Genomic DNA, 20,064 nt, shown 5'->3' on the forward strand with positions numbered 1-20,064 from the left:
CCTGTAATCTTCAGGAGATCTGTCCGTGACCGCGCCAGACATGACCACGCCAGCCAGCCCGCTCGATTTCTTCTGGTTCATCCCGACGCATGGCGACGGCTCCTATCTCGGTTCCGAGGAGCAGCAGCGGCCGCCGGAGTTCGGCTATTTCAAGGAGGTCGCGCAGGCGGTCGACAGGCTCGGTTTCCCCGGTGTGCTGCTGCCGACCGGGCAGAATTGCGAGGATTCCTGGATCACCGCGACAGGCCTTGCGACGCTGACCGAAAAGCTGAAGTTCCTCGTCGCACTGCGGCCCGGCGTGACGCTGCCGACTTTCGCCGCGCGCCAGACCGCGGCACTCGACCGGCTGAGCAATGGCCGCCTGCTGCTCAATGTCGTGGTCGGCGGCAATCCGACCGAGCTCGCCGGCGACGGCGTCTTCCTGCCGCATGATGAGCGCTATGCCCCAGGCGCATGAATTCCTGACCATCTGGCGTGGTCTCGTCTCGGGCGAGCGCGTCAATTTCGACGGCAAATATTATCGCGTCGAAAACGGCCGCCTCGACCTTCTGCCGCTGCAGGAGCGGCCGCCGCTCTATTTCGGTGGATCGTCCGACGCCGGCCAGGATCTCGCCGCCGACCTCGTCGACATGTATCTGACCTGGGGCGAGCCGCCGGCGCAGGTGACCGAGAAGCTCGCTTCGGCGCGCAAAAAGGCGGCGCTGCGCGGCAGGAAACTGCGCTTCGGCATCCGGCTGCATTTCATCGTGCGCGAAACCGAGGACGAAGCCTGGCGCGCCGCCGACCGGCTGATCCGCCATGTCACCGATGCCCAGATCGAGAATGCGCAGGCCCGCTTCCTCAACCAGATGGATTCGGTCGGCCAGCGCCGCATGGCCGAGCTGCATGGCGGCCGTCGCGACAGGCTTGTCGTTTCGCCCAATCTGTGGGCCGGCGTCGGCCTGGTGCGCGGCGGCGCCGGCACCGCGCTGGTCGGCACGCCGGAGCAGGTCACGCAGCGCGTCCGCGAATACCAGGCGATCGGCATCGACACCATCATCGGCTCGGGCTACCCGCATCTCGAGGAAGCCTACCGCGTCGCCGAGCTCTTGTTCCCGCGCCTCGGGCTCGGCACCAGGCGGCAGCGGGCACATCGCGACATCGCCAACGAATTCTCGGTCGGCTTCCATGGCGCCGCCCGCCTGCAGGCCTCCTCATGAGCTTTTCCGCGCGCCTCCACGCAAATGCCATCGGCTGGGTGCTGCCGGTCCTGGTGATCGCCGGCTGGGAAGCCGCATCGCGCGCGGGCGTCGTGCCGGCCAATGTGCTGCCGGCGCCAAGTGCTGTCGCCGAGGCCTTCTGGCGGCTGACGCTTTCGGGTGAACTGATCCGCAACATCGCTGTTTCGACGGCGCGCGCGCTTGCCGGCTTTGCCATAGGCGGTTCGATCGGCTTCGCGCTCGGCCTTGCCAACGGCCTGTCGCGGCTCAGTCGCGGCCTGACCGACACCACGCTCCAGATGATCCGCAACATCCCGCATCTGGCGCTGATCCCGCTCGTCATCCTGTGGTTCGGCATCGACGAGGAAGCAAAGCTGTTCCTGGTGGCGCTCGGCGTGTTCTTTCCGATCTACGTCAACACGCTGCTCGGCATACAGAGCGTCGATCCGCAGCTGGTCGAGATGGGCCGCGTCTACGGCATGGACCGGCGCGCCCTGTTCTTCCGCGTCATCCTGCCCGGCGCGCTGCCGGCGATCTTCGTCGGCCTGCGCTATGCGCTCGGCATCATGTGGCTGACGCTGATCGTCGCCGAGACCATCTCGGCCAGTTCCGGCCTCGGCTACATGGCCATGCAGGCGCGCGAATTCCTGCTGATCGATGTCGTCGTGCTGTCGATCCTGATCTACGCGCTGCTCGGCAAGCTCGCCGACAGCCTCGCCCGCCTGCTCGAGCGGCTGTCGCTCGGCTGGCATCCCGCCTTCCAGAACGGATGAGGTTTCGATGCCAGCCGCCAGCCTGACCTCCGTCCGTTCCTTCGTCGCCGCGCCAGCGCCGGCGCGCCCGGCGATTTCTGTCGAAGGCCGGCGCGCCTTCGCCTTCAACGGCGTGGAAAAACGCTTCGGCGACAAGATCGTGCTCGACGGCATCGACCTTGACGTGCCGGCCGGGCAGTTCGTCGCCGTCATCGGCAAGAGCGGCTGCGGCAAGAGCACGCTGCTCAGGCTGCTGGCCGGGCTCGACCGGCCGACATCGGGATCGCTGACGCTGGGCGCCGAGGAAGCGGGCCACAGCCGCACGCGCTTCATGTTCCAGGAGCCGCGCCTGCTGCCCTGGGCGAGTGTGGTGAAAAATGTCGAGGTCGGGCTGACCGGCATCGCTGCCGGCCAGGACGCGAGGCAACGCGCGCTCGACATTCTGGGCGAGGTTGGCCTGGCCGACCGCGCCGACGAATGGCCTTCGGTGCTGTCCGGCGGCCAGAAGCAGCGGGTGGCACTGGCCCGCGCGCTGGTCGGCCAGCCGCAGATCCTGGCGCTCGACGAGCCGCTCGGCGCGCTCGACGCGCTGACCCGCATCGAGATGCAGCAATTGCTGGAGCGCATCTGGCTCGCCCAGAAATTCACCGCCGTGCTGGTCACGCATGATGTCGCCGAGGCGGTCGCGCTCGCCGACCGGGTGGTGGTGATCAGCGCCGGCAGGATCGCGCTCGACCTGGAGGTGCCGGCGGCCAGGCCGCGCCGGCGCGGCTCGGCCGAGCTCGCCCGCCTCGAAGGCACGATCCTGGACCGGCTGTTCGGCTAGAGCGTTTCACCGTTTCATGGAAACGGCGAACCGCTCTAACTCTTTGTTTTGACGCAATTCCGGACGGAAAACCGCTCACACTTTTCCTGGAATTGCTCTAGGGCTGTCGGCTGCGGCGCCATCGACGAGCGGCTTCCCCAGCTCCGTCGAGCTTATGCAAGCTCACGCCTTTCCTCTCCCCCGTCGATCGGGGAAGAGGTGGCTCGGCGAAGCCGAGACGGAGTGGGGGTCGACATGGCTCCGCCGTTGTCATCTCAAGCCGGGCGATGCCTCGTCCTGATTGAAAACTCTGCGGTGAATTGCTGGCGGCGGCGCATTTGAAAACCGGCTTCCCCCACTCCGTCGCTGCTTCGCAGCGCCACCTCTCCCCCCCCTCCGGAGGAAGAGGAAGGGCGCCAACCTTGTCGACCTCTCACCGAAGCTCTACCGGTTCGCCCATACCAGCCCGGCCAGGCCGAGCAGCATGGCGACGAGGCCGATGTAAAGCCATTGCGGCTGGCCGGTCATGAAGCTGCCGCCGATCACGCCGATGCCTTGCAGCGCCCACACCGCACCGATAGCCAGCACAATCAAGGCCAGCAGATTTTTGGTCAGTCTCATTGACGGATCTCGCTTTTCAAGTCGATCGTTCGCGGCGCCATGACCGTGATGAAAGAGCCAAAGGAATGAGCCCAATCATACCGGATTCTACTTGGATATTAATCCGATATCTTGTCAAAGCGATCTCTCATATCGGGCCGAAGATCGTCGAAAATGAATCAAATCGCGCCGGAAAACCCTGACAGACTGTTACCTTCCGACTCCAAACGTGTGATCTCGCCACGGAACGGACAGATGCTTGCCGCATTTCCTGCCTTATTCGGCACCTAACGGCTGGGGTCTGTCAAAAACGGAGCCATCCCTCAAATATGAAGACCCTAAACCAGACCGCGCTTGTCGCGGTAACGATCGCTGCTGGCCTGATGGTCGGTGCTTCGGCCACTTCGGCAACCGCCGCCGCCGGCCAGTGTGGCCGTGCTTCCTGGTACGCGCTGCACTCGCGCACCGCATCGGGGGAGCGCATGAACCCGTCGGCATTGACCGCCGCCCACCGCACGCTGCCTTTCGGCACCAAATTGCGGGTCACCAACCAGAACAATGGCCGCAGCGTCATCGTGCGCATCAACGATCGCGGCCCGTTCATCCGGGGTCGCGTGCTCGACCTGTCGAAGGGCGCCGCCGGCCAGCTCGGCTTCATCGGTTCCGGCCATACGGCGGTCTGCATGGCGCGCGTGTAAAAATTGCCTGTGTCCGGCGGCAGGGCCGGACACATTTCCTACACATTTCGGCACTGCACATTGAGCCGGCTCGGCCGTTCCAGGCGGATTTGCAACGCTTTGGACGAAAGAACCATTGGTCACGCCATGTGACGTATTGCATCGCAGCAATTAGTTGTTAACCTCGCCACGAGACATTTGAGGCTCGGCGCTGCTCGTCGTCCCTTCGGTCGCAGCAGCAGCGGGGTTGTCGATGTTCTACCAGCTTTACGAATTGAACCATGCGGCGCTGCAGCCGGCCCGGCTCTATGCCGATGCGGTGCGGATGTTCTATTCCAACCCGCTGAACCCGGTCTCGCACACGCACTGGGGCCGTTCGGTCGCGGCGGGCGCCGAGCTGTTCGAGCGCAGCACGCGCCGCTACGGCAAGCCCGCTTTCGGCCTCGACAAGACCGTCGTCGACTGGAAGAGCGTCGAGGTCACCGAAAAGACCGTCTGGTCGAAGCCGTTCTGCAACCTCGTCCGCTTCGAGCGCGCCGTGCCCGCCGGCCGCAAGCCGGATCCGAAGCTTCTGATCGTGGCGCCAATGTCGGGCCACTATGCGACGCTGCTGCGCGGCACGGTGGAAGCCATGCTGCCGCATGCCGATGTCCACATCACCGACTGGGTCGACGCCCGCATGGTGCCGCTGGCCGACGGCAGCTTCGATCTCGACGACTATATCGACTATATCATCGAGATGTTCCATGCGCTGGGGCCTGATACCCATGTGATGGCGGTGTGCCAGCCTTCCGTGCCGGTTCTGGCGGCGGTGGCGCTGATGGAGGCGAAGGGCGATCCCTTCGTGCCCTCGACCATGACGCTGATGGGCGGCCCGATCGACACGCGCCGCAACCCGACCGCGGTCAATCTCCTGGCCGAGGAAAAGGGCATCGACTGGTTCCGCGACAATGTCGTCATGCGCGCGCCCTGGCCGGTGCCCGGCTTCGGCCGCGAGGTCTATCCGGGGTTCCTGCAGCTGTCCGGCTTCATGAGCATGAACCTCGACCGCCACATCATCGCCCACAAGGACTTCTTCATGCACCTTGTGAAGCATGACGGCGACAATGCCGAGAAGCACCGCGACTTCTATGACGAATACCTGGCCGTCATGGACCTGACGGCGGAATTCTACCTGCAGACCGTCGACACCGTGTTCGTGCGCCATGCCCTGCCCAAGGGCGAGATGATGCATCGCGGCACCAGGATCGATCCGTCTGATATCCGCAACGTCGCCTTGTTCACGGTCGAGGGCGAGAACGACGACATATCGGGCCTCGGCCAGACCAAGGCGGCGCAGGATCTGTGCGTCAACATTCCGGCCGACAAGAAGGCGCATTACATGCAGCCGGCGGTCGGCCATTACGGCGTCTTCAACGGCTCGCGCTTCCGCTCCGAAATCGTGCCGCGCATCGTCGACTTCATCACCAGCTATGGCCGCCAGAACCGCGTCGCGGTGAAGCCGAAACTGGTCCGCACCGCCAAACGGTAGGCCATTCCGGGACAAAATCGGCCGCAGGGCCGATCCTGTTGCACAATGGACGCTGTCCCTCCCCGCGGGTAACCATGCCGCAAATCAGTCCGTCGTCGTAATTGACACGGACTGTCAATCGCCCTTAACGTTTCGTTAACAACAGGGTGAGCGGGGACAATGAATTCCTCAACAATGGCGAGAAGGCTGCGTTTGTGCGTGGCTGCGGCCGGTCTGGCAGCAACGGGAAGCTGGCCGGCCTTGGCTGCCGAAGCGATGGCGACCGGGGGCATCACCTCGCAGCCGATCGGCCACTATGATTTCTGCAAGCAGCACCCCGGCGAATGCTCGATCCGTCCGGGCAACCTGGCGCCCGCAAAAATGACCAATGGGCTGATGCGCAAGCTCGCCGGCATCACCGCCAGGGTCAACGCCGCCGTCGAGCCGATGAGCGACATGGACATTTACGGCAAGGACGAGGTCTGGGCCTATCCCGACAAGGGCGTCGGCGATTGCGAGGACTATGTTCTGGAAAAGCGCCGCCGGCTGTCCCGCATGGGCATCTCGCTTGCCGATCTGCTCATCACCGTGGTGCGCAAGCCCGACGGCGAAGGCCATTCCGTGCTGACTGTGCGCACCGACAAGGGCGACTACGTGCTCGACAATCTGACCGACAAGGTCAAGGCCTGGGACCAGACCGGCTACCACTTCCTCAAGCGCCAGGCGATCGACAATACCGGCCGCTGGGTTTCCATACGCGGCGGCCAGCAGGTGCTGGTCGGGTCGGTGGAGTAGCGGCTGCGGCTGCCTGGTTGGGCTGCGCATCCCCAGCGCTTCGTCATCCCGGAGCAAGGAGCGCAGCGACGCGGCGCAGACCCTAGGATCCATGCCGTGACACCAACATAGAACACGGCGGCCCAGGAACAGGCGTCGGCCATCTTCATGGAGCCATCGCCACATTCTGCGCCGTTGCGGCGTCCGCAGGTCGCGGCATGGATCCTCGGGTCGCCGCTGCGCGGCTGCTCCGCCCGTGGATGACGAAGGCGTGGAGGTCCACCACGCATCTCTTCGAAAAATTTCCATCCCTCTCCATGAACCATTTCCGTTCGCCCGGCGACACACGGCCGTGAACGACAGAAACCCAACCATGGAGACTTCAAATGACTGCTTTGCTGCGTAACACCCTTCTCGCCGTCGCTGCCGTGTCGGCCCTGGGCGGATCCGCGAAGGCCGACCAGACGGTCAGCTGCGTCCACACCAACCTCAATGATCTCTGGGCCGGCCGTTGTTGCGGCACTGCCGGCGCGTCGGACTGCCTGGGCGGCGACCACAATGGCCACGACCATGGCAACCCGGGCACCAAGGGCGGCAACCCCAACGGCAGCACGGCCGGCAAGCCCTGATCCCGCAACAGTGGCCCGCCGGCTGCCATCGGCGGGCCCTGTTTCGCGCTCCGGCAGGCCGTCGCGAACTTCAGGTAAAACCAGTTACTTCAGCCGGCCAAGCGCGGCGCGGATCGAGGCGGTGATGCGGCGCAGTTCCGCTTCGTCGAGCTTCTCGATGTTCTCGGCCAGCAGGTTGGCGAGCTCGGTGGCGGCGGGATTGAGGCCCGACGTATCGAGCCGCACACGCGGATGCGAGGCTTCGGCCAGCCGCGCCAGCTCCTCGGCATCGTCCCAGATGATGTTGAAATAGCCGATGATCTTCTGGATCAGCGTCCAGGTCGGCGCACCGCGCCTGCCATGCTCAAGCGCCGAGAGATAGGCGGCACTGACGCCGATCGCCGCGGCCATGTCCTTCTGGCTGACGCCGCGCTCGCGCCTGAGCGCCCGCAGCCTTTCGCCGAACGGCGTCATGCGCCCGGCCTCCCGATCCTCATGACCGCGCCCGCCGCAGCCTGATATAGAGCGCGCCGGCGCCGCCATGGTTGCGGGCGGCATGGTCGTGGCTGGAGACCAGCGGCCGGAAGGCCGGCGTCGACAGCCAGGCCGGCACCGCGCGCCGCAGCACGCCGTCGCCGCCGGAGGACGACCCCTTGCCGGTGATGACCAGCACATAGCGGATGCCGCCGGCATGCGCCCGGTGCAGGAACGAGAACAGCAGCGAATAGGCCTCGTCCTGCGTCATGCCGTGCAGGTCGACACGGCCCTCGATCGGCAGCCGGCCCTTCGACAGTTTGTCCAGCGTCGGCTCGTCGAGCCGGTGCGTGACATGCTGGACTTTCGGCTTCGCCGCGCCCGGCGCGCTGGCGGCGGGCTGGGCCGGCTGCGGCGCCGCCGGCTTGGCCTCGATGGCCAAGTCGGGCATGTCGAGAGAGGTTCTTCCCTTGAGCGGCTTGGCCGTGCGTGCCACCAGGTTCCACAGCACCCGGTCGTCTTCGCTCAGCCTGTCCGAACGCTTGCTCATTTGGCGCCCCCGGCCAGCGCGCGCGGCACCAGCGCATAGAAATCGGCGGCGTTGCGCACCACGCCGGCAATCTCGCCGGCGGCATCGCCCGAACCGGCGAAGAGATCGCCGCGCGCCGGTCCGGTGATGGCCGAGCCGGTGTCCTGCGCGATCATCAGCCGGCGGAACGGTCTTGCGTCGAAGGCGGTCAGCGTCGGCGCGTCGATGTAGAAGGGCGTGCCGAATGTGTGCAGAAGCCGGTCGACCGCGACCGAGCGGCCTGGCGTCAGCGGCACCTTGGCGGCGGCGATCGGGCCGAGCGCGGCATCTTCCACCTCGGCCTCGCGGAAGAAGATGTAGGAGCGGTTTCGCCACAGGATCTCGTCGATGCGCTGCGGATGCGCCTTGAACCAGGCGCGGATCGATTGCATCGTCACCTCGGCCAACGGGATTTCGCCCAACTCGCTCAAGATCTTGCCCGGGCCGGTGAAACGCTGGCCCGACTTGGCGGCGTAGGTGACGCGGCGCAGCCGGCCGTCGGTCATGGCGAGCCTTGCGGCCCCTTGCACATGGATGAAGAAGGCATCGACCTTGTCGGCCAGCCAGGCGATCTCAAGCCCTTGGCGCTCAAGCGCGCCGCGCTCGATCGCGCCACGGTCGAAATACTCGGCCAGTCCGTCCGCCGTCCGGCGCGCGAAGGCGAGATAGGGATCCATCCCGTCGGGCCGATTGGCGTCGTCGACATCGGCGAGATCGGCCGGCCGCGACAGCAGCGGCACGACGAAACGCTCCGTGCGCACCGGCGAGGCCTCGACCTGCGGCTCGTAGAAGCCGGTGACGAGGCCGGCGCCGCTTTCGGCGCGGACCAGCATCGGGACAAAATGGCGCTCGAAGAAAGTTCGCGCCTCCGTCCGGTTCGCGGGCGCCGCGATGCGCGCTTGCGCATAGGCCGCGGCGAAGGCGCCGAAATCGACGCCGAGCGCGCCGCTGCGATAGGGTTTTACCGGCACATGGAAGGCGGAGCGGCGAAAAGCCTCGAAGGCCGGCACAAGGTCGTCATCGCCCCAGCCGGGCAAGTCGTCAAAGGATTTTTCGATGAAGAGAGGCGATAGCGACACCGGAGCCCCGTCGCCTTAAAGCGCGTCGTGTTTGAAGAGTGTCATGCGACGCGCTTCGGGTCTGGGTTTTGCTGCAAGTCGTTGTCCCAAAACCGCTTCGCACTTTTGGGCGACATGCATCGGGGCTCAGTCTTCTTCTTCGGTGGCGACGAGCTTCCAGTTCGGATCGCGCGAGCGCGTGTCGCGGGCGAAGGTCCAGACATCCTTGACCTCGGCCACGGTCTCCGGATCGCCGTCGATGACCGTGCCGGCCTTGTCGCGCGTCGCCGAAATCAGCTCGCTGATGATGCGCAGCGTGACATGCGCCTCGCCGCCCTTCATCTCGGCCGAGACGATGTCGGCCTTGTCGATGCCGACGAAGGAGGACTGGATCTTTTCCGACTTGGCCTCGCGCTCGCCGATTGCCGCGACGAAACCGTCGAACACCTCGCGCGACAGGAGGTTCTTCAGCGTTTTGCGGTCGCCGTCGGCATAGGCCATGACGATCATCTCATAGGCCATCTTGGCGCCGTCGATGAAACCCTTCGGGTCGAAGGACGGGTCATTGTCCTTGATCGCGCGCAGGCCCTTGTTGAGATCGGTGTCGGGCTTGGCGAAGGCGTCGATCGCCGTATAGGCGTCGGCCGGCGCCGGCTCGCCGGGCAGGCGCTTGCGCGGCAGCGAAACGACATTTTCAGGCTTCTGCGTGGCATCCTTCTCGGTGCGCGCCGCCGAGTAGGGGTCGAAGGGCGGCCGCTCGCTCCCGGTCCGACGGCCCAGCACGTTGCGCAGCTGGAAGAAGATCACCACCGCCGCGATCAGGAAGAAAATCGTGCCGAAGTCGAAGAAACCCATATCTTCCGCCAATCAATCCCTGCCTCTAGGCCGGACCATCCGGCCGACAGGCCGCGGTCGCATAGCGTTCAACATTCAAAGCATATAGAACGCAAGGTGCAATCATTCAAATTAAAGGCAGGCATACCTATCTAACGGCCTCAGGGCCAGCGGCGATTGGCCGCCAAGGGCCAAAACAATCGAAACGACCAACGACCGGAAGGCTGGCAAGACTTGCGCATTTCGCTGCTTCCCCTGTTTCTTCTCGCTCTGCCGCTGCTGGAAATCGCCGGTTTCGTCATCGTCGGCCGTGAGGTCGGCGCGCTGGCGACGGTCGGCCTGGTGCTGGCCTCGAGCATCGCCGGCGTGCTTCTGCTCAGGCACCAGGGTTTCGGCGTCATGGCTCGGGTGCGCGCCGAGATGGATGCCGGCCATGATCCCAGCCGCCATCTCGCCCACGGCGCCATGATCGTGGTCGCCGCGATCCTTCTGATCATCCCCGGCTTCATCACGGACATTATCGGCCTGCTCCTGTTCCTGCCGCCGGTGCGCGACCTTGCCTGGCGCCGGTTCAAGGGCCGCATCGTCGTCGCCACCGATTTTTCGGCCGGCGGCTTTCGCCGGTCGCGCGACAGGGTCATCGACCTCGACGACGGCGACTATTCGCGCGAGGACGATTTCAAGCGCGGCCCGGATCACAATTCGCCGTGGCGGCGTCTCAAGGACGATTAGGTCGCGGGTGCGGCGTTCTGATCTGTTCCGAGAGGCCAGCGCCGCTGCAGCCAGGCTCCTTTCCTCTCCCTCCGGAGGGGGGAGAGGTGGCTCGGCGAAGCCGAGACGGAGTGGGGAACCACCTGGCAGGCGCCGCGAACGGATATTGAAAAGGGACCAAGGCGCAGGCATTGCCTCGCCTTGCGCCGAAGGGTCGACCCCCACTCCGTCGAGCGTCACTCGACACCTCTCCCCCGATCGACGGGGGAGAGGAAGGGCGCCCTTCCGCAACGGCTGCGGAGGACGGGCAACCTGATGAGGGGCAGCGCCGACCCCGACAATGATCTCTCCACAGCCAACCGCGGCCGACACGAGCCCGAAGGCGGCAAACCTTGTCTTGTCATGCCGACCATGGTAGCGAACGCCCGATTTCAATTCGGTCAGCACGGCTGCCCAGGGGAAAAGGATATAAGGCTCATGGCCAGCAATGATGACGCGCCGACCGGCGCAGCCAACGGCAACGGCAACGCGACGCAGCCGTCGCTCAACGTGCTCGCCCAGTATGTGAAGGACCTGTCCTTCGAAAGCCCCGGCGCGCCGAACTCGCTGCGCGGCCGCGACAAGGCCCCCGGCATCGCCATCAACGTCAATGTCAACGCCAACCCGCTTTCCGACAAGCAGTTCGACGTCAACCTGACGCTGAACGCCAAGGCCTCCTTCGACCAGGAAGTGCTGTTCAATGTCGAGCTGGTCTATGGCGGCGTCTTCGCCATTTCGGGCTTCCCGCAGGAACACATGCTGCCGATCCTGTTCATCGAATGCCCGCGGCTTTTGTTCCCCTTCGCCCGCCAGATCATCGCCGAGGCGACCCGCAATGGCGGCTTCCCGCCGCTGATGCTCGACCCGATCGACTTCGCGCAGATGTTCCAGCAGAAGATCGCCGAGGACCAGGCCGCGTCGAAGGTTCAGGTGAGCTGAGGTTTATCTACAGAATGCCCCGAAAAACCCGGCCTTGAGCCGGGTTTTTTGTTGCCCTGGTGACCCTTGGCAACGCTGGTGGGACAGCACCCATAGGCGTCACCTTAACGGTGCTGGTCGGTTGAAATACAACGATCGAGCCATGGGTCGACCCCCACTCCGTCGAGCTTCGCTCGACACCTCTCCCCCGATCGACGGGGGAGAGGTGGCTCGGCAAAGCCGAGACGGAGTGGGGGAAGCCGCTGGGAAAACGCGAAAACGCGGGCCAGGGAGCGGAACGCGGCGGCCACCCGGGCTGGCTCGCCCCACAGGCCACGGCCTCGCTGCGGAGCAGCGCACAACTCCTGCGGATTCCAGAACACTCCGCAACGTCACCCCGCCCTATCATCGCCGCCTCAGGCAAACCCGGCGGTTGCAGCCGCCCCCGCGTCGGCGCTCCGCCGGGACGAGCCAGCTTCCGTGCATGTCCCAAAACCCCTGCAGTTTTGGGCGGCATGCACCAACGACAAAGGGAACGACGATGAAATTCATGCTGACCGACCGCAAACTGCACCCGCAGGCCAAGCCCGTCGCCGAGGATTTCAAGACTGGCGGCATCAGCCGCCGCGAATATCTGGCGCTGATGGCCGGTCTCGGCGTCAGCGCCGCCGGCGCGTTTGCCCTGGGCGGCCTCGCGCCGACGCCTGCCCGCGCGGCCGAGCCGAAGAAGGGCGGCACCTTGCGCGTCGCCATGAACGTCAAGGGTTTCAAGGACCCGCGCACCTTCGACGGCGTCGAAATGTCCAACGTCGCCCGCCACTGCAACGAATATCTGGTGCGCTGGAACACCGATTTTTCGTTCGAGCCCTGGCTGTTGGAAAAATGGGAGATGAGCGACGATGCCAAGACGCTGACGCTGCATGTGCGCAAGGGCATCACCTGGTCGAACGGCGACGCCTTCAACGCCGACGATGTCGTCCACAACCTGACCCGCTGGTGCGAGGCCGGTGTCGCCGGCAATTCGGTCGCCGCGCGCATGGGCGCGCTGGTCAATGCCGACACCAAGAAGGCGGTCGATGGCGGCATCGAGAAGGTCGACGACTACACCATCAAGCTCAACCTGCCGAAGCCCGACATTTCGCTGATCGCCGGCATGGCCGACTATCCGGCGCTGATCATGCACCGCTCCTATGATGGCGACGGCGATCCCCTGAAGGCGCTGGCTATCACCACAGGCCCCTGCGAACTGGTGAAATGGGACGCCGAGACCGGTGCCGAGGTGAAGCGCAAGGACAAGCCGTGGTGGAAGGGCGAATTCCACCTCGATGGCATCCAGTGGATCGACTACGGCTCCGATCCCAACGCCATGCTGTCGGCGTTCGAATCCGGCGAGATCGACACCGACCACGAAACCGCCTCCGACGCCGTCTCGCAGACCGACAAGATGGGGCTGAAGAATTCCGAGATCGCCACCGGCTCGACCATCGTCGCCCGCTTCAACATCGGCAATGCGCCCTATGACGACATCAAGGTCCGCCGCGCCGCCCAGCTCGCCGTCGACAATTCGGCCGTGCTGGCGCTCGGCCTCGGCGGCCGCGGCAAGCCCGCCGACAACCACCATGTCGGCCCCATGCATCCCGAATATGCCGATATCGGCCCGGCCAAGCGCGATGTGGAGGAGGCCAAGAAGCTGCTCGCCGCGTCCGGCAAGCCGGACCACGAATACGAGCTCATCTCGGTCGACATCGAATGGCAGAAGACCACCGGCGACGCGATCGCCGCGCAGATGCGCGAGGCCGGCCTCAAGATCAAGCGCACCGTGCTGCCCGCCGCGACCTTCTGGAACGACTGGAGCAAATATCCCTTCTCCTGCACCGAATGGCTCGGCCGCCCGCTCGGCGTCCAGGTGCTGGCGCTGGCGTATAAATCGGGTGCGGCCTGGAACGAAAGCGCCTATGCCAGCAAGGAATTCGACGAGCTGCTGGACAAGGCGCTCGCCACCCCCGACGCCAAGGCCCGCAAGGAGATCATGGCCGGCATCGAGAAGAACCTGCGCGACAACGGCATCATCATCCAGCCCTACTGGCGCTCGGTCTACCGGACCTACCGCAAGGGGGTCGAAGGCTGCGAGCAGCACCAGGCGCTGGAGCAGCATTTCGAGAAGGTTTGGTTGGAGGGGTGAGACTTCGCTATTCCTGGGTTCCTCGCCCCCACGGAAGTGGGGGGTCCGAAGGACGGGCGAGACCCGTGGCTCGCCCCGGCAAGGTGGCCCGGCGAAGCCTGGACGGAGCGGGGGACGCCCTCGCCGATGTCAAAACCGTGTCAGGATTGAGGATAGAGGCTAGCGCGTACCTATCGCAGGTCGGCGCTGCCCCTCACTGTCCTGCCGGCTCCCCGTAAACGGGGCGAGAGAGGCTGCCGCAACGCCGGCGCCCTTCCTGCAACGTCTGCGATTGGCGAAAGCGGCGACAGCAGCCCCCTTCGCCCCGCTTACGGGGAGAAGATGGCGGCAGCCAGATGAGGGGCAGCGCCGACGCTCGCCTTCCTGTCGCGGATTTTGACGGCGGGCGGACAGCGTCTACCGCCCCTCCCTCAGCAGCGTCCAGATCCACCCAATAAAAGTCAGCACCAGGAACGGATAGCCGGCGGCGGGCAGCGGCGAGGAGGTCGGCAGCAGCGGCGTGCCCCACAGCACCATGCCCACCGAGGCGAAGAACAGCGCGGCGGCGACGAATGCGGTGAACCGCATCCACAGCGCGAAAGTGGAGGGCACGCTGACCATGATGAGCGCCGCCGCCCAAAGCGAGATGCCGCCGACATAGGAAGGCACGCTGGCCTCGAGCCCCGCCGCATTGCCCGCCAGCAGCAGGCTTTCGCCGGCCAGGAAGGTCAGGAACCCGGCCGCGACGCAATCATTGCCGAGGCGCTGGTATTTCATGGTGAGCAGGGCCGTCGCGACGACGAGCGCGACGCCGTCGATCGCCCACAGGGATTCGCGCAGCGGAGCGCTGGCGACGAAGGTGCCGGCAAGGCCGAAGGTGCCGCCGATGGCGAGGCCAATTGCTGCGGTGGTGTCTGAGGTGGTGCGCATGTGGTGTTTCCCCGAGGTGGGGCGAGGATAGCGCGGCTACCAGTGATCTAAAAGAGATTGGTCACGCCAAGGAAGCCTGTGCGTCTTTCTGCCTTGACAACTTCTTGATCAGACGACGATCTATATCTCCGCGGAGGGGTGTCATGATTAGCTTTAGTGGTATTTTTGGAATTCCACTCTTAACGAAGAAGGAGTTTCTCGCTTCAAAAGAAGATGGATCTCCACATCGTATATGCTTCGCTACGACTCACTCAAATGCGCTTTCCAAATATAACGACAAGTTTCCCTATAAGTTCTCACTACCTTTTCGGGCAACGATAGAGGAGATTTTTAAGATTGAAACCCGCTTAACGCTTTTTCATAGCAAATTTGGAATTGGTGTGTGGTGCGGTCTTTCGGAGGATGAGATGCCTACGGTGCGGGACTTCATGGAAAGGCACAGAGATCACGTTTTTCTGCGCGACAACCTAGACGCGAGTATGGCGCTTTCGATGCACTATCACGAAAACTCACGAACGCCTTTGGGGGATCTCGAATATGCGGCTAAGTATCACCAAGACCAGGGCGCCATCGGCAAACTCATAGACCTCGCCGCGCAATTCATCTCCGCTACACCTCTCTACAAGGATGCAAAAGCTATCGCGCCGGTTCCCCCGCGACCTGACAAACAGTTCGACTTGCCGACGATCGTCGCTACGGGTGTTTCTCAGAAACTTGGGTTGCAGCTCGTCTCCGTTGGAGAGTGGACCAAACCGAAGGGTCAGCTGAAGGAGAAGACCGTAGGGGAGAAATGGGACGCGTTGGAGGCTGCGCAATTTCAGACGAATCCCGAAATCAAAGGCAAGGGCGCGATAATTCTGATGGACGACTTATACCAAAGCGGGTGTACGATGAATTTTGTAGGAAACCGAGTTCAGCACCATGCTGAGGTCGATGTTTATGGCCTGTCAGTGGTGAAGTCGGCTGGAGATCAAGATAATCTGTGATGAAAACTTTAGACTATAAGTTATTAACTTCCGACGACGACCGGTATCCGCGCATAATGGGGGATCTGTTTGGTCATTTTGATACACCGAGCATCTACTATATTGGCAATTTGGCACTTTTGAGCTTACCTAGCGTTGGCTTCTGTGGCTCTAGGAGCGCAAGTGAAAAGGGTCTTGAAATTGCTCTCGATTGCGCAAGTCAATTCGCAACGCATGAAATATGCGTTGTATCAGGATACGCGAAAGGGGTTGATACCCAGGCTCATCTTGGAGCCATTTTACACAATGGATACACTATTGTTATTCTCCCGGAAGGAATTAATCACTTTCGAATAAAAAGGGAGCTTTCTAAGATTTGGGATTGGGGGCGGATTCTTGTCATGAGTTATTTTGAACCCGACGCCATTTGGCGTGCGGACCGTGCCATGGACAGAAATAGAGTGATCGTTGGCATATCAGATGCCACAATAGTTATAGAAGCACGAGAAAATGGGGGAACGTTCCACGCCGGAATGACTGCCTTGCAACAAAAAAAACCCCTGATCGTGGCCAAGTATTCCGATACTACTAGCTCAAATATCGGCAATGAACGACTCATAGAGCTCGGCGGAATCCCTTTGCAGAGAAACAAGAACACCGGTTTGAGCGAAATTCGTTGGATAGTCTCATCTATCTCCAGAGACTCTTAGCTCCATCTTGGGCAATTTTGAATACGCCCGCATCGCAGCTTCAGCGCAAATGAACTGAACGACTTTTGATGTCCTGGTGACGGCCTCCTGCAGGATCTCCACCCCACCGAACGGGTGCGTAGCTGACCGCGGCCAGCGTTGATCGAAGCCACAAGTCAGTTTTTATGGCGACTTCCAGTTGACGTGGCCGGTCTCTCAGCATCGCTATTTCACCTGTTGAGTATTGTTGGCACGTCGTGATAGCTTTTTGGCGGGAAGGGGAATCAAATAATGGCGAGATACATACCGAATTTGCGTTGGAAACGTGGTGAGAAGAACGCTCTCAGCAACCTCTCTGCTCTTGGCAGGTCAAATGTCGCTCCCCTTTTTTTAGTTGGGGCGGACCAATTCAAAGACAAGAAAGCCACAAAGAAAATTCCTCTGGTCCCGGCTCCAATTGTCCTGGCGCAGGAAATAGCGACATCTTGGGGGGCATCGCCGTTCTTTTTGGACGCGTCACCGATTGCTGGACCAGCTGGCCAGCCGCATAGGCTCATAAGTATAGCCCAAGAATGCCGGACCCATGGGCTTTCTATGATTCCGGCCACTCGTCTAGGGGCGCCTGCCACATATCAATCTGCTGTTAGTTCGGTTGCAGCCATCGACCAGCGTGGGGTGTGTCTCCGGATAGACTTACAAGAAATGACGTCGATGGCCGCGTGGATTGGTGGGTGGCAGATCCCACTTCCAAGCACTGATCTCATTGTCGATTTTGGTGACCAGGCCCAGCACGTTGCCGCGCTCGGGCCTATTGCCTTGGCGACGACATTTCAAACCCTGCATCAAGGGACAAACTGGCGCACCGTGACGACAGTCGGCACGTCAATGCCGGAGAATTTTACTGGCCTAAATCAGGGGTTGCACACAATTCGCCGCTACGAGAAACAGATTTGGCAACAATTGACGGCAGCCACTTTGCCGTATCCGCTCGACTACGGTGACTATGCGACAGTTACAACAGCGGCGCCCCCGCCCGGTATCGCGTGGGGGTACCCAATTTCGGTCAAATATACACTCCCCGATCATTTTCTGATTTGCCGCGGAGTCAGAACAAGGGGCGTGGGGGCGCAAGATCCAGGCCCGCAGCTGACCGGGCACGCCCAATCAATCGTGGGCTACGTCGGCCGCAATCCCTTGCATCATTGTTGGGCGGATGACGAAATCAACGCAATAGCAGGCGGCGCAAGTCCGCAGGGGCTCGAGCACTGGGTGCGCATTGGTGTGAATCGTCACATCGAATTGGTCAGGTCAATGCTTCCCTAGCCATCCTTCACGAGCCTTCAACGACTCTCTTACTCGGTCGGACAGAACTGAGAACGGAAGCTCGTATGCAAGCCGTTCATGAATTTCCTTGATGCGCTTACCTCTCCATCCCTTGGCGAGAGCAAACTCCTCCAGAACTGCGAGGGCCTCATCCTTCCAGAGCAATTCGGCCACAAGGTAGGGTTCTGGATTCGGATTTCGTACACCGCCACGCACGACTTCAAGGGCGATGGCGTTACCCGCCTCGACTGCTTGTATAATTCGCCACCAATTCGGAACAATCGAAGTTGCTTTCTCGGCGTAGCGACTGCCAACGACCAGGGTCATCTCATCGAACACACGACTGTAGATATCTGCTTGCATAGGCAGGCGCTGCAAAGTGTCGCTATCACTCTTCAACTCGAAGCCAGAAAGCTCGCCATTTATGACGGCTATATCAATGCGGACTGAGTTAGCCCACACCCCCATCTCCTCGACAATTCGAGTTGATTTATCGCCTGAATGAATTTCGGCGAGATGATTCAGGACTGCTCGCCTTACATCTCGATCTTTCATTTTTCCCGAAAATAACGTTGCATTTCAAACAGATACCAGCTCAATATTAATAAGTAGTTGACGCTTTTGTCAAGTAACGCCGCCCTCAATCGCCCATCTTCAGCGCCTGGATAAACGCCTCCTGCGGGATATCGACCTTGCCGAACTGCCGCATCCGCTTCTTGCCCTCTTTCTGCTTGTCGAGCAGCTTGCGCTTGCGGCTCACGTCGCCGCCGTAGCACTTCGCGGTGACGTCCTTGCGCAGGGCGGAGATGGTTTCGCGGGCGATGACCTTGCCGCCTATCGCGGCCTGGATCGGGATCTTGAAGAGGTGGTGCGGGATCAGCTCCTTCAGCTTCTCGCACATCTGCCTTCCGCGTTTTTCCGCCGCCGTGCGGTGCACCAGCATGGACAGCGCGTCGACCGGCTCCTCATTGACCAGGATCGACATCTTCACCAGATCGCCCTCGCGGTAGTCGGTCAGGTGGTAGTCGAACGAGGCGTAGCCCTTGGAGATCGACTTCAGCCGGTCATAGAAGTCGAAGACGACTTCGTTGAGCGGCAGATCGTAGGTCAGCATGGCGCGTTTGCCGACATAGGACAGGTCCGCCTGGATGCCGCGCCGGTCTTGGCACAGTTTCAATATGCCGCCGAGATAGTCGTCGGGGGTGAGGATGGTGGCGCGGATCCACGGCTCCTCGATGGCCGAGATCTTCACCACGTCGGGCATGTCGGCCGGGTTGTGCAGCTCCTTCACCGAGCCGTCATTGAGCAGCAGCCGGTAGACGACGGAGGGCGCCGTGGCGATCAGGTCGAGGTTGAACTCGCGCTCCAGCCGCTCCTGGATGATTTCGAGATGCAAGAGGCCCAGGAAGCCGCAGCGATAGCCGAAGCCGAGCGCCGCACTGGTTTCCATTTCATAGGAGAAGGAGGCGTCGTTGAGGCGCAATTTGCCGACGGCGGCGCGCAGATCCTCGAAATCGGCGGCATCGACGGGGAACAGGCCGCAGAACACCACCGGCTGCGCCGGCTTGAAGCCGGGCAGGGCATGCGCGGTCTGGCGCCTGTCCTCGGTGATGGTGTCGCCGACGCGGGTGTCGGCCACTTCCTTGATCGAGCCGGTGAAGAAGCCGAACTCGCCGGGGCCGAGCTCGTCGACATTGATGCGGGCGGGCGTGAACACGCCGGTGCGCTCGACCAGGTATTTGGCGCCGGTGCCCATCATGCGGATGGTCTGGCCCTTCTTCAGCACGCCGTCGATGATGCGCACCAGCACGATGACGCCGAGATAGGCGTCGTACCAGCTGTCGACCAGCATCGCCTTCAAGGGGGCTGTCGCATCGCCCTCGCGCGGCGGCGGCAATTGGTGGACGATGGCTTCCAGCACGTCGGGAATGCCGAGGCCGGTCTTGGCCGAGATCAGCACGGCGCCGGAAGCGTCGATGCCGATCACCTCCTCGACCTGCTCGCGGATGCGCTCGGGCTCGGCGGCCGGCAGGTCGACCTTGTTCAGCACCACGACGATCTCGTGGTTGTTGTCGATGGCCTGGTAGACATTGGCGAGCGTCTGCGCCTCGACGCCCTGGCTGGCGTCGACCACCAGCAGCGAGCCCTCGCAGGCGGCGAGCGAGCGCGACACTTCATAGGCGAAGTCGACATGTCCGGGCGTGTCGATGAGGTTGAGGATATAGTCCTCGCCATTGTTGGCGCGGTATTTCAGCCGCACCGTCTGCGCCTTGATGGTGATGCCGCGCTCTCGCTCGATGTCCATCGAGTCCAGCACCTGCTCCTTCATGTCGCGCAGCTCCAGCCCGCCGGTGGACTGGATCAGGCGGTCGGCGAGCGTGGATTTGCCATGGTCGATATGGGCGACGATGGAGAAATTTCTGATGTGGTCGAGGGGCGTGCTCATGTCGCGCGCTTTAGCAGGGGTGG

20 protein-coding genes and 1 pseudogene are annotated in these 20,064 nt (G+C 62.7%); 13 read left to right on the forward strand and 8 right to left on the reverse strand.

Annotated elements, in window-relative coordinates:
- Positions 1 to 40 precede the first annotated feature (40 nt).
- From ssuD to CK228_RS17455, 3 genes and pseudogenes are all read left to right on the forward strand, one after another.
- A pseudogene (ssuD, locus tag CK228_RS17445) lies at positions 41 to 1,199 on the forward strand (FMNH2-dependent alkanesulfonate monooxygenase).
- On the forward strand, positions 1,196 to 1,972 hold the full coding sequence (locus tag CK228_RS17450) for an ABC transporter permease subunit (RefSeq protein ID WP_095788648.1): 777 nt from the start codon (positions 1,196 to 1,198) through the stop codon (positions 1,970 to 1,972). Before ssuD ends, CK228_RS17450 begins: the two are co-directional and overlap by 4 nt.
- Positions 1,973 to 1,979: 7 nt before the next feature.
- A complete protein-coding gene (locus CK228_RS17455) occupies positions 1,980 to 2,777 on the forward strand; it encodes an ATP-binding cassette domain-containing protein (RefSeq protein ID WP_095775651.1) in 798 nt (265 codons plus the stop codon).
- A 423-nt stretch (positions 2,778 to 3,200) separates the two neighbouring features.
- Here the strand turns inward: CK228_RS17455 and CK228_RS35330 are convergent, their stop codons facing one another.
- Positions 3,201 to 3,377, reverse strand: a complete 177-nt coding sequence (locus CK228_RS35330; protein WP_179295950.1) for a hypothetical protein — start codon at positions 3,375 to 3,377, stop codon at positions 3,201 to 3,203.
- 308 nt (positions 3,378 to 3,685) lie between these two features.
- Between CK228_RS35330 and CK228_RS17460 the strand changes: the two genes are divergently transcribed.
- The 4 genes from CK228_RS17460 (at position 3,686) to CK228_RS17475 (ending at position 6,946) form a co-directional block, all read left to right on the forward strand.
- Positions 3,686 to 4,054: a septal ring lytic transglycosylase RlpA family protein gene (locus tag CK228_RS17460; RefSeq protein WP_095775650.1), complete on the forward strand. Its 369-nt coding sequence runs from the start codon at positions 3,686 to 3,688 to the stop codon at positions 4,052 to 4,054.
- A 232-nt stretch (positions 4,055 to 4,286) separates the two neighbouring features.
- The gene (locus CK228_RS17465; protein ID WP_095788649.1) at positions 4,287 to 5,564 is read left to right on the forward strand and encodes a polyhydroxyalkanoate depolymerase; all 1,278 of its coding nucleotides are present in this window, start codon (positions 4,287 to 4,289) and stop codon (positions 5,562 to 5,564) included.
- Positions 5,565 to 5,723: 159 nt separating this feature from the next.
- A complete protein-coding gene (locus tag CK228_RS17470) occupies positions 5,724 to 6,338 on the forward strand; it encodes a transglutaminase-like cysteine peptidase (RefSeq protein ID WP_095788650.1) in 615 nt (204 codons plus the stop codon).
- A gap of 365 nt (positions 6,339 to 6,703) precedes the next feature.
- Positions 6,704 to 6,946, forward strand: coding sequence for a hypothetical protein (locus CK228_RS17475; protein ID WP_095775647.1), 243 nt, complete (start codon positions 6,704 to 6,706; stop codon positions 6,944 to 6,946).
- A gap of 84 nt (positions 6,947 to 7,030) precedes the next feature.
- Here the strand turns inward: CK228_RS17475 and CK228_RS17480 are convergent, their stop codons facing one another.
- The 4 genes from CK228_RS17480 to CK228_RS17495 form a co-directional block, all read right to left on the reverse strand.
- A complete protein-coding gene (locus CK228_RS17480) occupies positions 7,031 to 7,399 on the reverse strand; it encodes a helix-turn-helix domain-containing protein (RefSeq protein WP_019862229.1) in 369 nt (122 codons plus the stop codon).
- Positions 7,400 to 7,418: 19 nt separating this feature from the next.
- Positions 7,419 to 7,949 carry a Smr/MutS family protein gene (locus CK228_RS17485; RefSeq protein WP_095788651.1) on the reverse strand — a complete coding sequence of 177 codons (531 nt, stop codon included), beginning with the start codon at positions 7,947 to 7,949 and terminating at the stop codon, positions 7,419 to 7,421.
- Positions 7,946 to 9,046, reverse strand: coding sequence for a murein transglycosylase A (locus tag CK228_RS17490; RefSeq protein WP_095788652.1), 1,101 nt, complete (start codon positions 9,044 to 9,046; stop codon positions 7,946 to 7,948). The genes CK228_RS17485 and CK228_RS17490 overlap by 4 nt, the downstream gene beginning before the upstream one ends.
- 126 nt (positions 9,047 to 9,172) lie before the next feature.
- Positions 9,173 to 9,880 (reverse strand): Tim44/TimA family putative adaptor protein, encoded by a 708-nt coding sequence (locus CK228_RS17495; RefSeq protein ID WP_095775644.1) that lies wholly within the window; start codon positions 9,878 to 9,880, stop codon positions 9,173 to 9,175.
- 213 nt (positions 9,881 to 10,093) lie between these two features.
- Between CK228_RS17495 and CK228_RS17500 the strand changes: the two genes are divergently transcribed.
- The 3 genes from CK228_RS17500 to CK228_RS17510 all read left to right on the forward strand — a co-directional run bounded on the left by CK228_RS17500 (position 10,094) and on the right by CK228_RS17510 (position 13,709).
- Complete coding sequence (locus CK228_RS17500; RefSeq protein ID WP_095788687.1) at positions 10,094 to 10,591, forward strand: FxsA family protein; 498 nt, start codon at positions 10,094 to 10,096, stop codon at positions 10,589 to 10,591.
- Between the two features lie 456 nt (positions 10,592 to 11,047).
- The gene (secB, locus tag CK228_RS17505) at positions 11,048 to 11,548 is read left to right on the forward strand and encodes a protein-export chaperone SecB (protein WP_095775642.1); all 501 of its coding nucleotides are present in this window, start codon (positions 11,048 to 11,050) and stop codon (positions 11,546 to 11,548) included.
- 520 nt (positions 11,549 to 12,068) lie between these two features.
- Positions 12,069 to 13,709, forward strand: a complete 1,641-nt coding sequence (locus CK228_RS17510) for an ABC transporter substrate-binding protein (RefSeq protein ID WP_095788653.1) — start codon at positions 12,069 to 12,071, stop codon at positions 13,707 to 13,709.
- Positions 13,710 to 14,105: 396 nt separating this feature from the next.
- On the opposite strand, the gene CK228_RS35335 is transcribed toward CK228_RS17510, so the two are convergent.
- Positions 14,106 to 14,618, reverse strand: coding sequence for a hypothetical protein (locus CK228_RS35335; protein ID WP_179295951.1), 513 nt, complete (start codon positions 14,616 to 14,618; stop codon positions 14,106 to 14,108).
- 143 nt (positions 14,619 to 14,761) lie between these two features.
- Here CK228_RS35335 and CK228_RS17520 point away from each other — a divergent pair, with 143 nt between their 5' ends.
- From CK228_RS17520 to CK228_RS17530, 3 genes are all read left to right on the forward strand, one after another.
- The gene (locus tag CK228_RS17520) at positions 14,762 to 15,604 is read left to right on the forward strand and encodes a hypothetical protein (protein WP_143750599.1); all 843 of its coding nucleotides are present in this window, start codon (positions 14,762 to 14,764) and stop codon (positions 15,602 to 15,604) included.
- Positions 15,604 to 16,293 (forward strand): DNA-processing protein DprA, encoded by a 690-nt coding sequence (locus CK228_RS17525; RefSeq protein WP_095788655.1) that lies wholly within the window; start codon positions 15,604 to 15,606, stop codon positions 16,291 to 16,293. Before CK228_RS17520 ends, CK228_RS17525 begins: the two co-directional genes overlap by 1 nt.
- Before the next feature lie 270 nt (positions 16,294 to 16,563).
- On the forward strand, positions 16,564 to 17,595 hold the full coding sequence (locus CK228_RS17530; protein ID WP_095788656.1) for a beta family protein: 1,032 nt from the start codon (positions 16,564 to 16,566) through the stop codon (positions 17,593 to 17,595).
- On the opposite strand, the gene CK228_RS17535 is transcribed toward CK228_RS17530, so the two are convergent.
- Together CK228_RS17535 and lepA are read right to left on the reverse strand one after the other, a co-directional pair.
- Complete coding sequence (locus tag CK228_RS17535; RefSeq protein WP_143750600.1) at positions 17,581 to 18,150, reverse strand: sce7726 family protein; 570 nt, start codon at positions 18,148 to 18,150, stop codon at positions 17,581 to 17,583. The two genes, CK228_RS17530 and CK228_RS17535, sit on opposite strands and share 15 nt — an antisense overlap.
- Positions 18,151 to 18,235: 85 nt before the next feature.
- Positions 18,236 to 20,041, reverse strand: a complete 1,806-nt coding sequence (gene lepA, locus CK228_RS17540) for a translation elongation factor 4 (RefSeq protein ID WP_095775671.1) — start codon at positions 20,039 to 20,041, stop codon at positions 18,236 to 18,238.
- Positions 20,042 to 20,064: the final 23 nt, after the last annotated feature.

This window comes from Mesorhizobium sp. WSM4312 (assembly GCF_002294875.1).
Lineage (GTDB): Bacteria > Pseudomonadota > Alphaproteobacteria > Rhizobiales > Rhizobiaceae > Mesorhizobium.

Coding starts and splice junctions, on each gene's coding strand:
- CK228_RS17530 (WP_095788656.1), top strand. CDS start 16,564: ATGGCGAGATACATACCGAATTTGCGTTGGAAACGTGGTGAGAAGAAC.
- CK228_RS17525 (WP_095788655.1), top strand. CDS start 15,604: ATGAAAACTTTAGACTATAAGTTATTAACTTCCGACGACGACCGGTAT.
- CK228_RS17495 (WP_095775644.1), bottom strand. CDS start 9,880: ATGGGTTTCTTCGACTTCGGCACGATTTTCTTCCTGATCGCGGCGGTG.
- CK228_RS17460 (WP_095775650.1), top strand. CDS start 3,686: ATGAAGACCCTAAACCAGACCGCGCTTGTCGCGGTAACGATCGCTGCT.
- CK228_RS35335 (WP_179295951.1), bottom strand. CDS start 14,618: ATGCGCACCACCTCAGACACCACCGCAGCAATTGGCCTCGCCATCGGC.
- CK228_RS17465 (WP_095788649.1), top strand. CDS start 4,287: ATGTTCTACCAGCTTTACGAATTGAACCATGCGGCGCTGCAGCCGGCC.
- CK228_RS17455 (WP_095775651.1), top strand. CDS start 1,980: ATGCCAGCCGCCAGCCTGACCTCCGTCCGTTCCTTCGTCGCCGCGCCA.
- CK228_RS35330 (WP_179295950.1), bottom strand. CDS start 3,377: ATGAGACTGACCAAAAATCTGCTGGCCTTGATTGTGCTGGCTATCGGT.
- lepA (WP_095775671.1), bottom strand. CDS start 20,041: ATGAGCACGCCCCTCGACCACATCAGAAATTTCTCCATCGTCGCCCAT.
- CK228_RS17510 (WP_095788653.1), top strand. CDS start 12,069: ATGAAATTCATGCTGACCGACCGCAAACTGCACCCGCAGGCCAAGCCC.
- CK228_RS17475 (WP_095775647.1), top strand. CDS start 6,704: ATGACTGCTTTGCTGCGTAACACCCTTCTCGCCGTCGCTGCCGTGTCG.
- CK228_RS17520 (WP_143750599.1), top strand. CDS start 14,762: ATGATTAGCTTTAGTGGTATTTTTGGAATTCCACTCTTAACGAAGAAG.
- CK228_RS17535 (WP_143750600.1), bottom strand. CDS start 18,150: ATGAAAGATCGAGATGTAAGGCGAGCAGTCCTGAATCATCTCGCCGAA.
- CK228_RS17480 (WP_019862229.1), bottom strand. CDS start 7,399: ATGACGCCGTTCGGCGAAAGGCTGCGGGCGCTCAGGCGCGAGCGCGGC.
- CK228_RS17470 (WP_095788650.1), top strand. CDS start 5,724: ATGAATTCCTCAACAATGGCGAGAAGGCTGCGTTTGTGCGTGGCTGCG.
- CK228_RS17485 (WP_095788651.1), bottom strand. CDS start 7,949: ATGAGCAAGCGTTCGGACAGGCTGAGCGAAGACGACCGGGTGCTGTGG.
- CK228_RS17450 (WP_095788648.1), top strand. CDS start 1,196: ATGAGCTTTTCCGCGCGCCTCCACGCAAATGCCATCGGCTGGGTGCTG.
- secB (WP_095775642.1), top strand. CDS start 11,048: ATGGCCAGCAATGATGACGCGCCGACCGGCGCAGCCAACGGCAACGGC.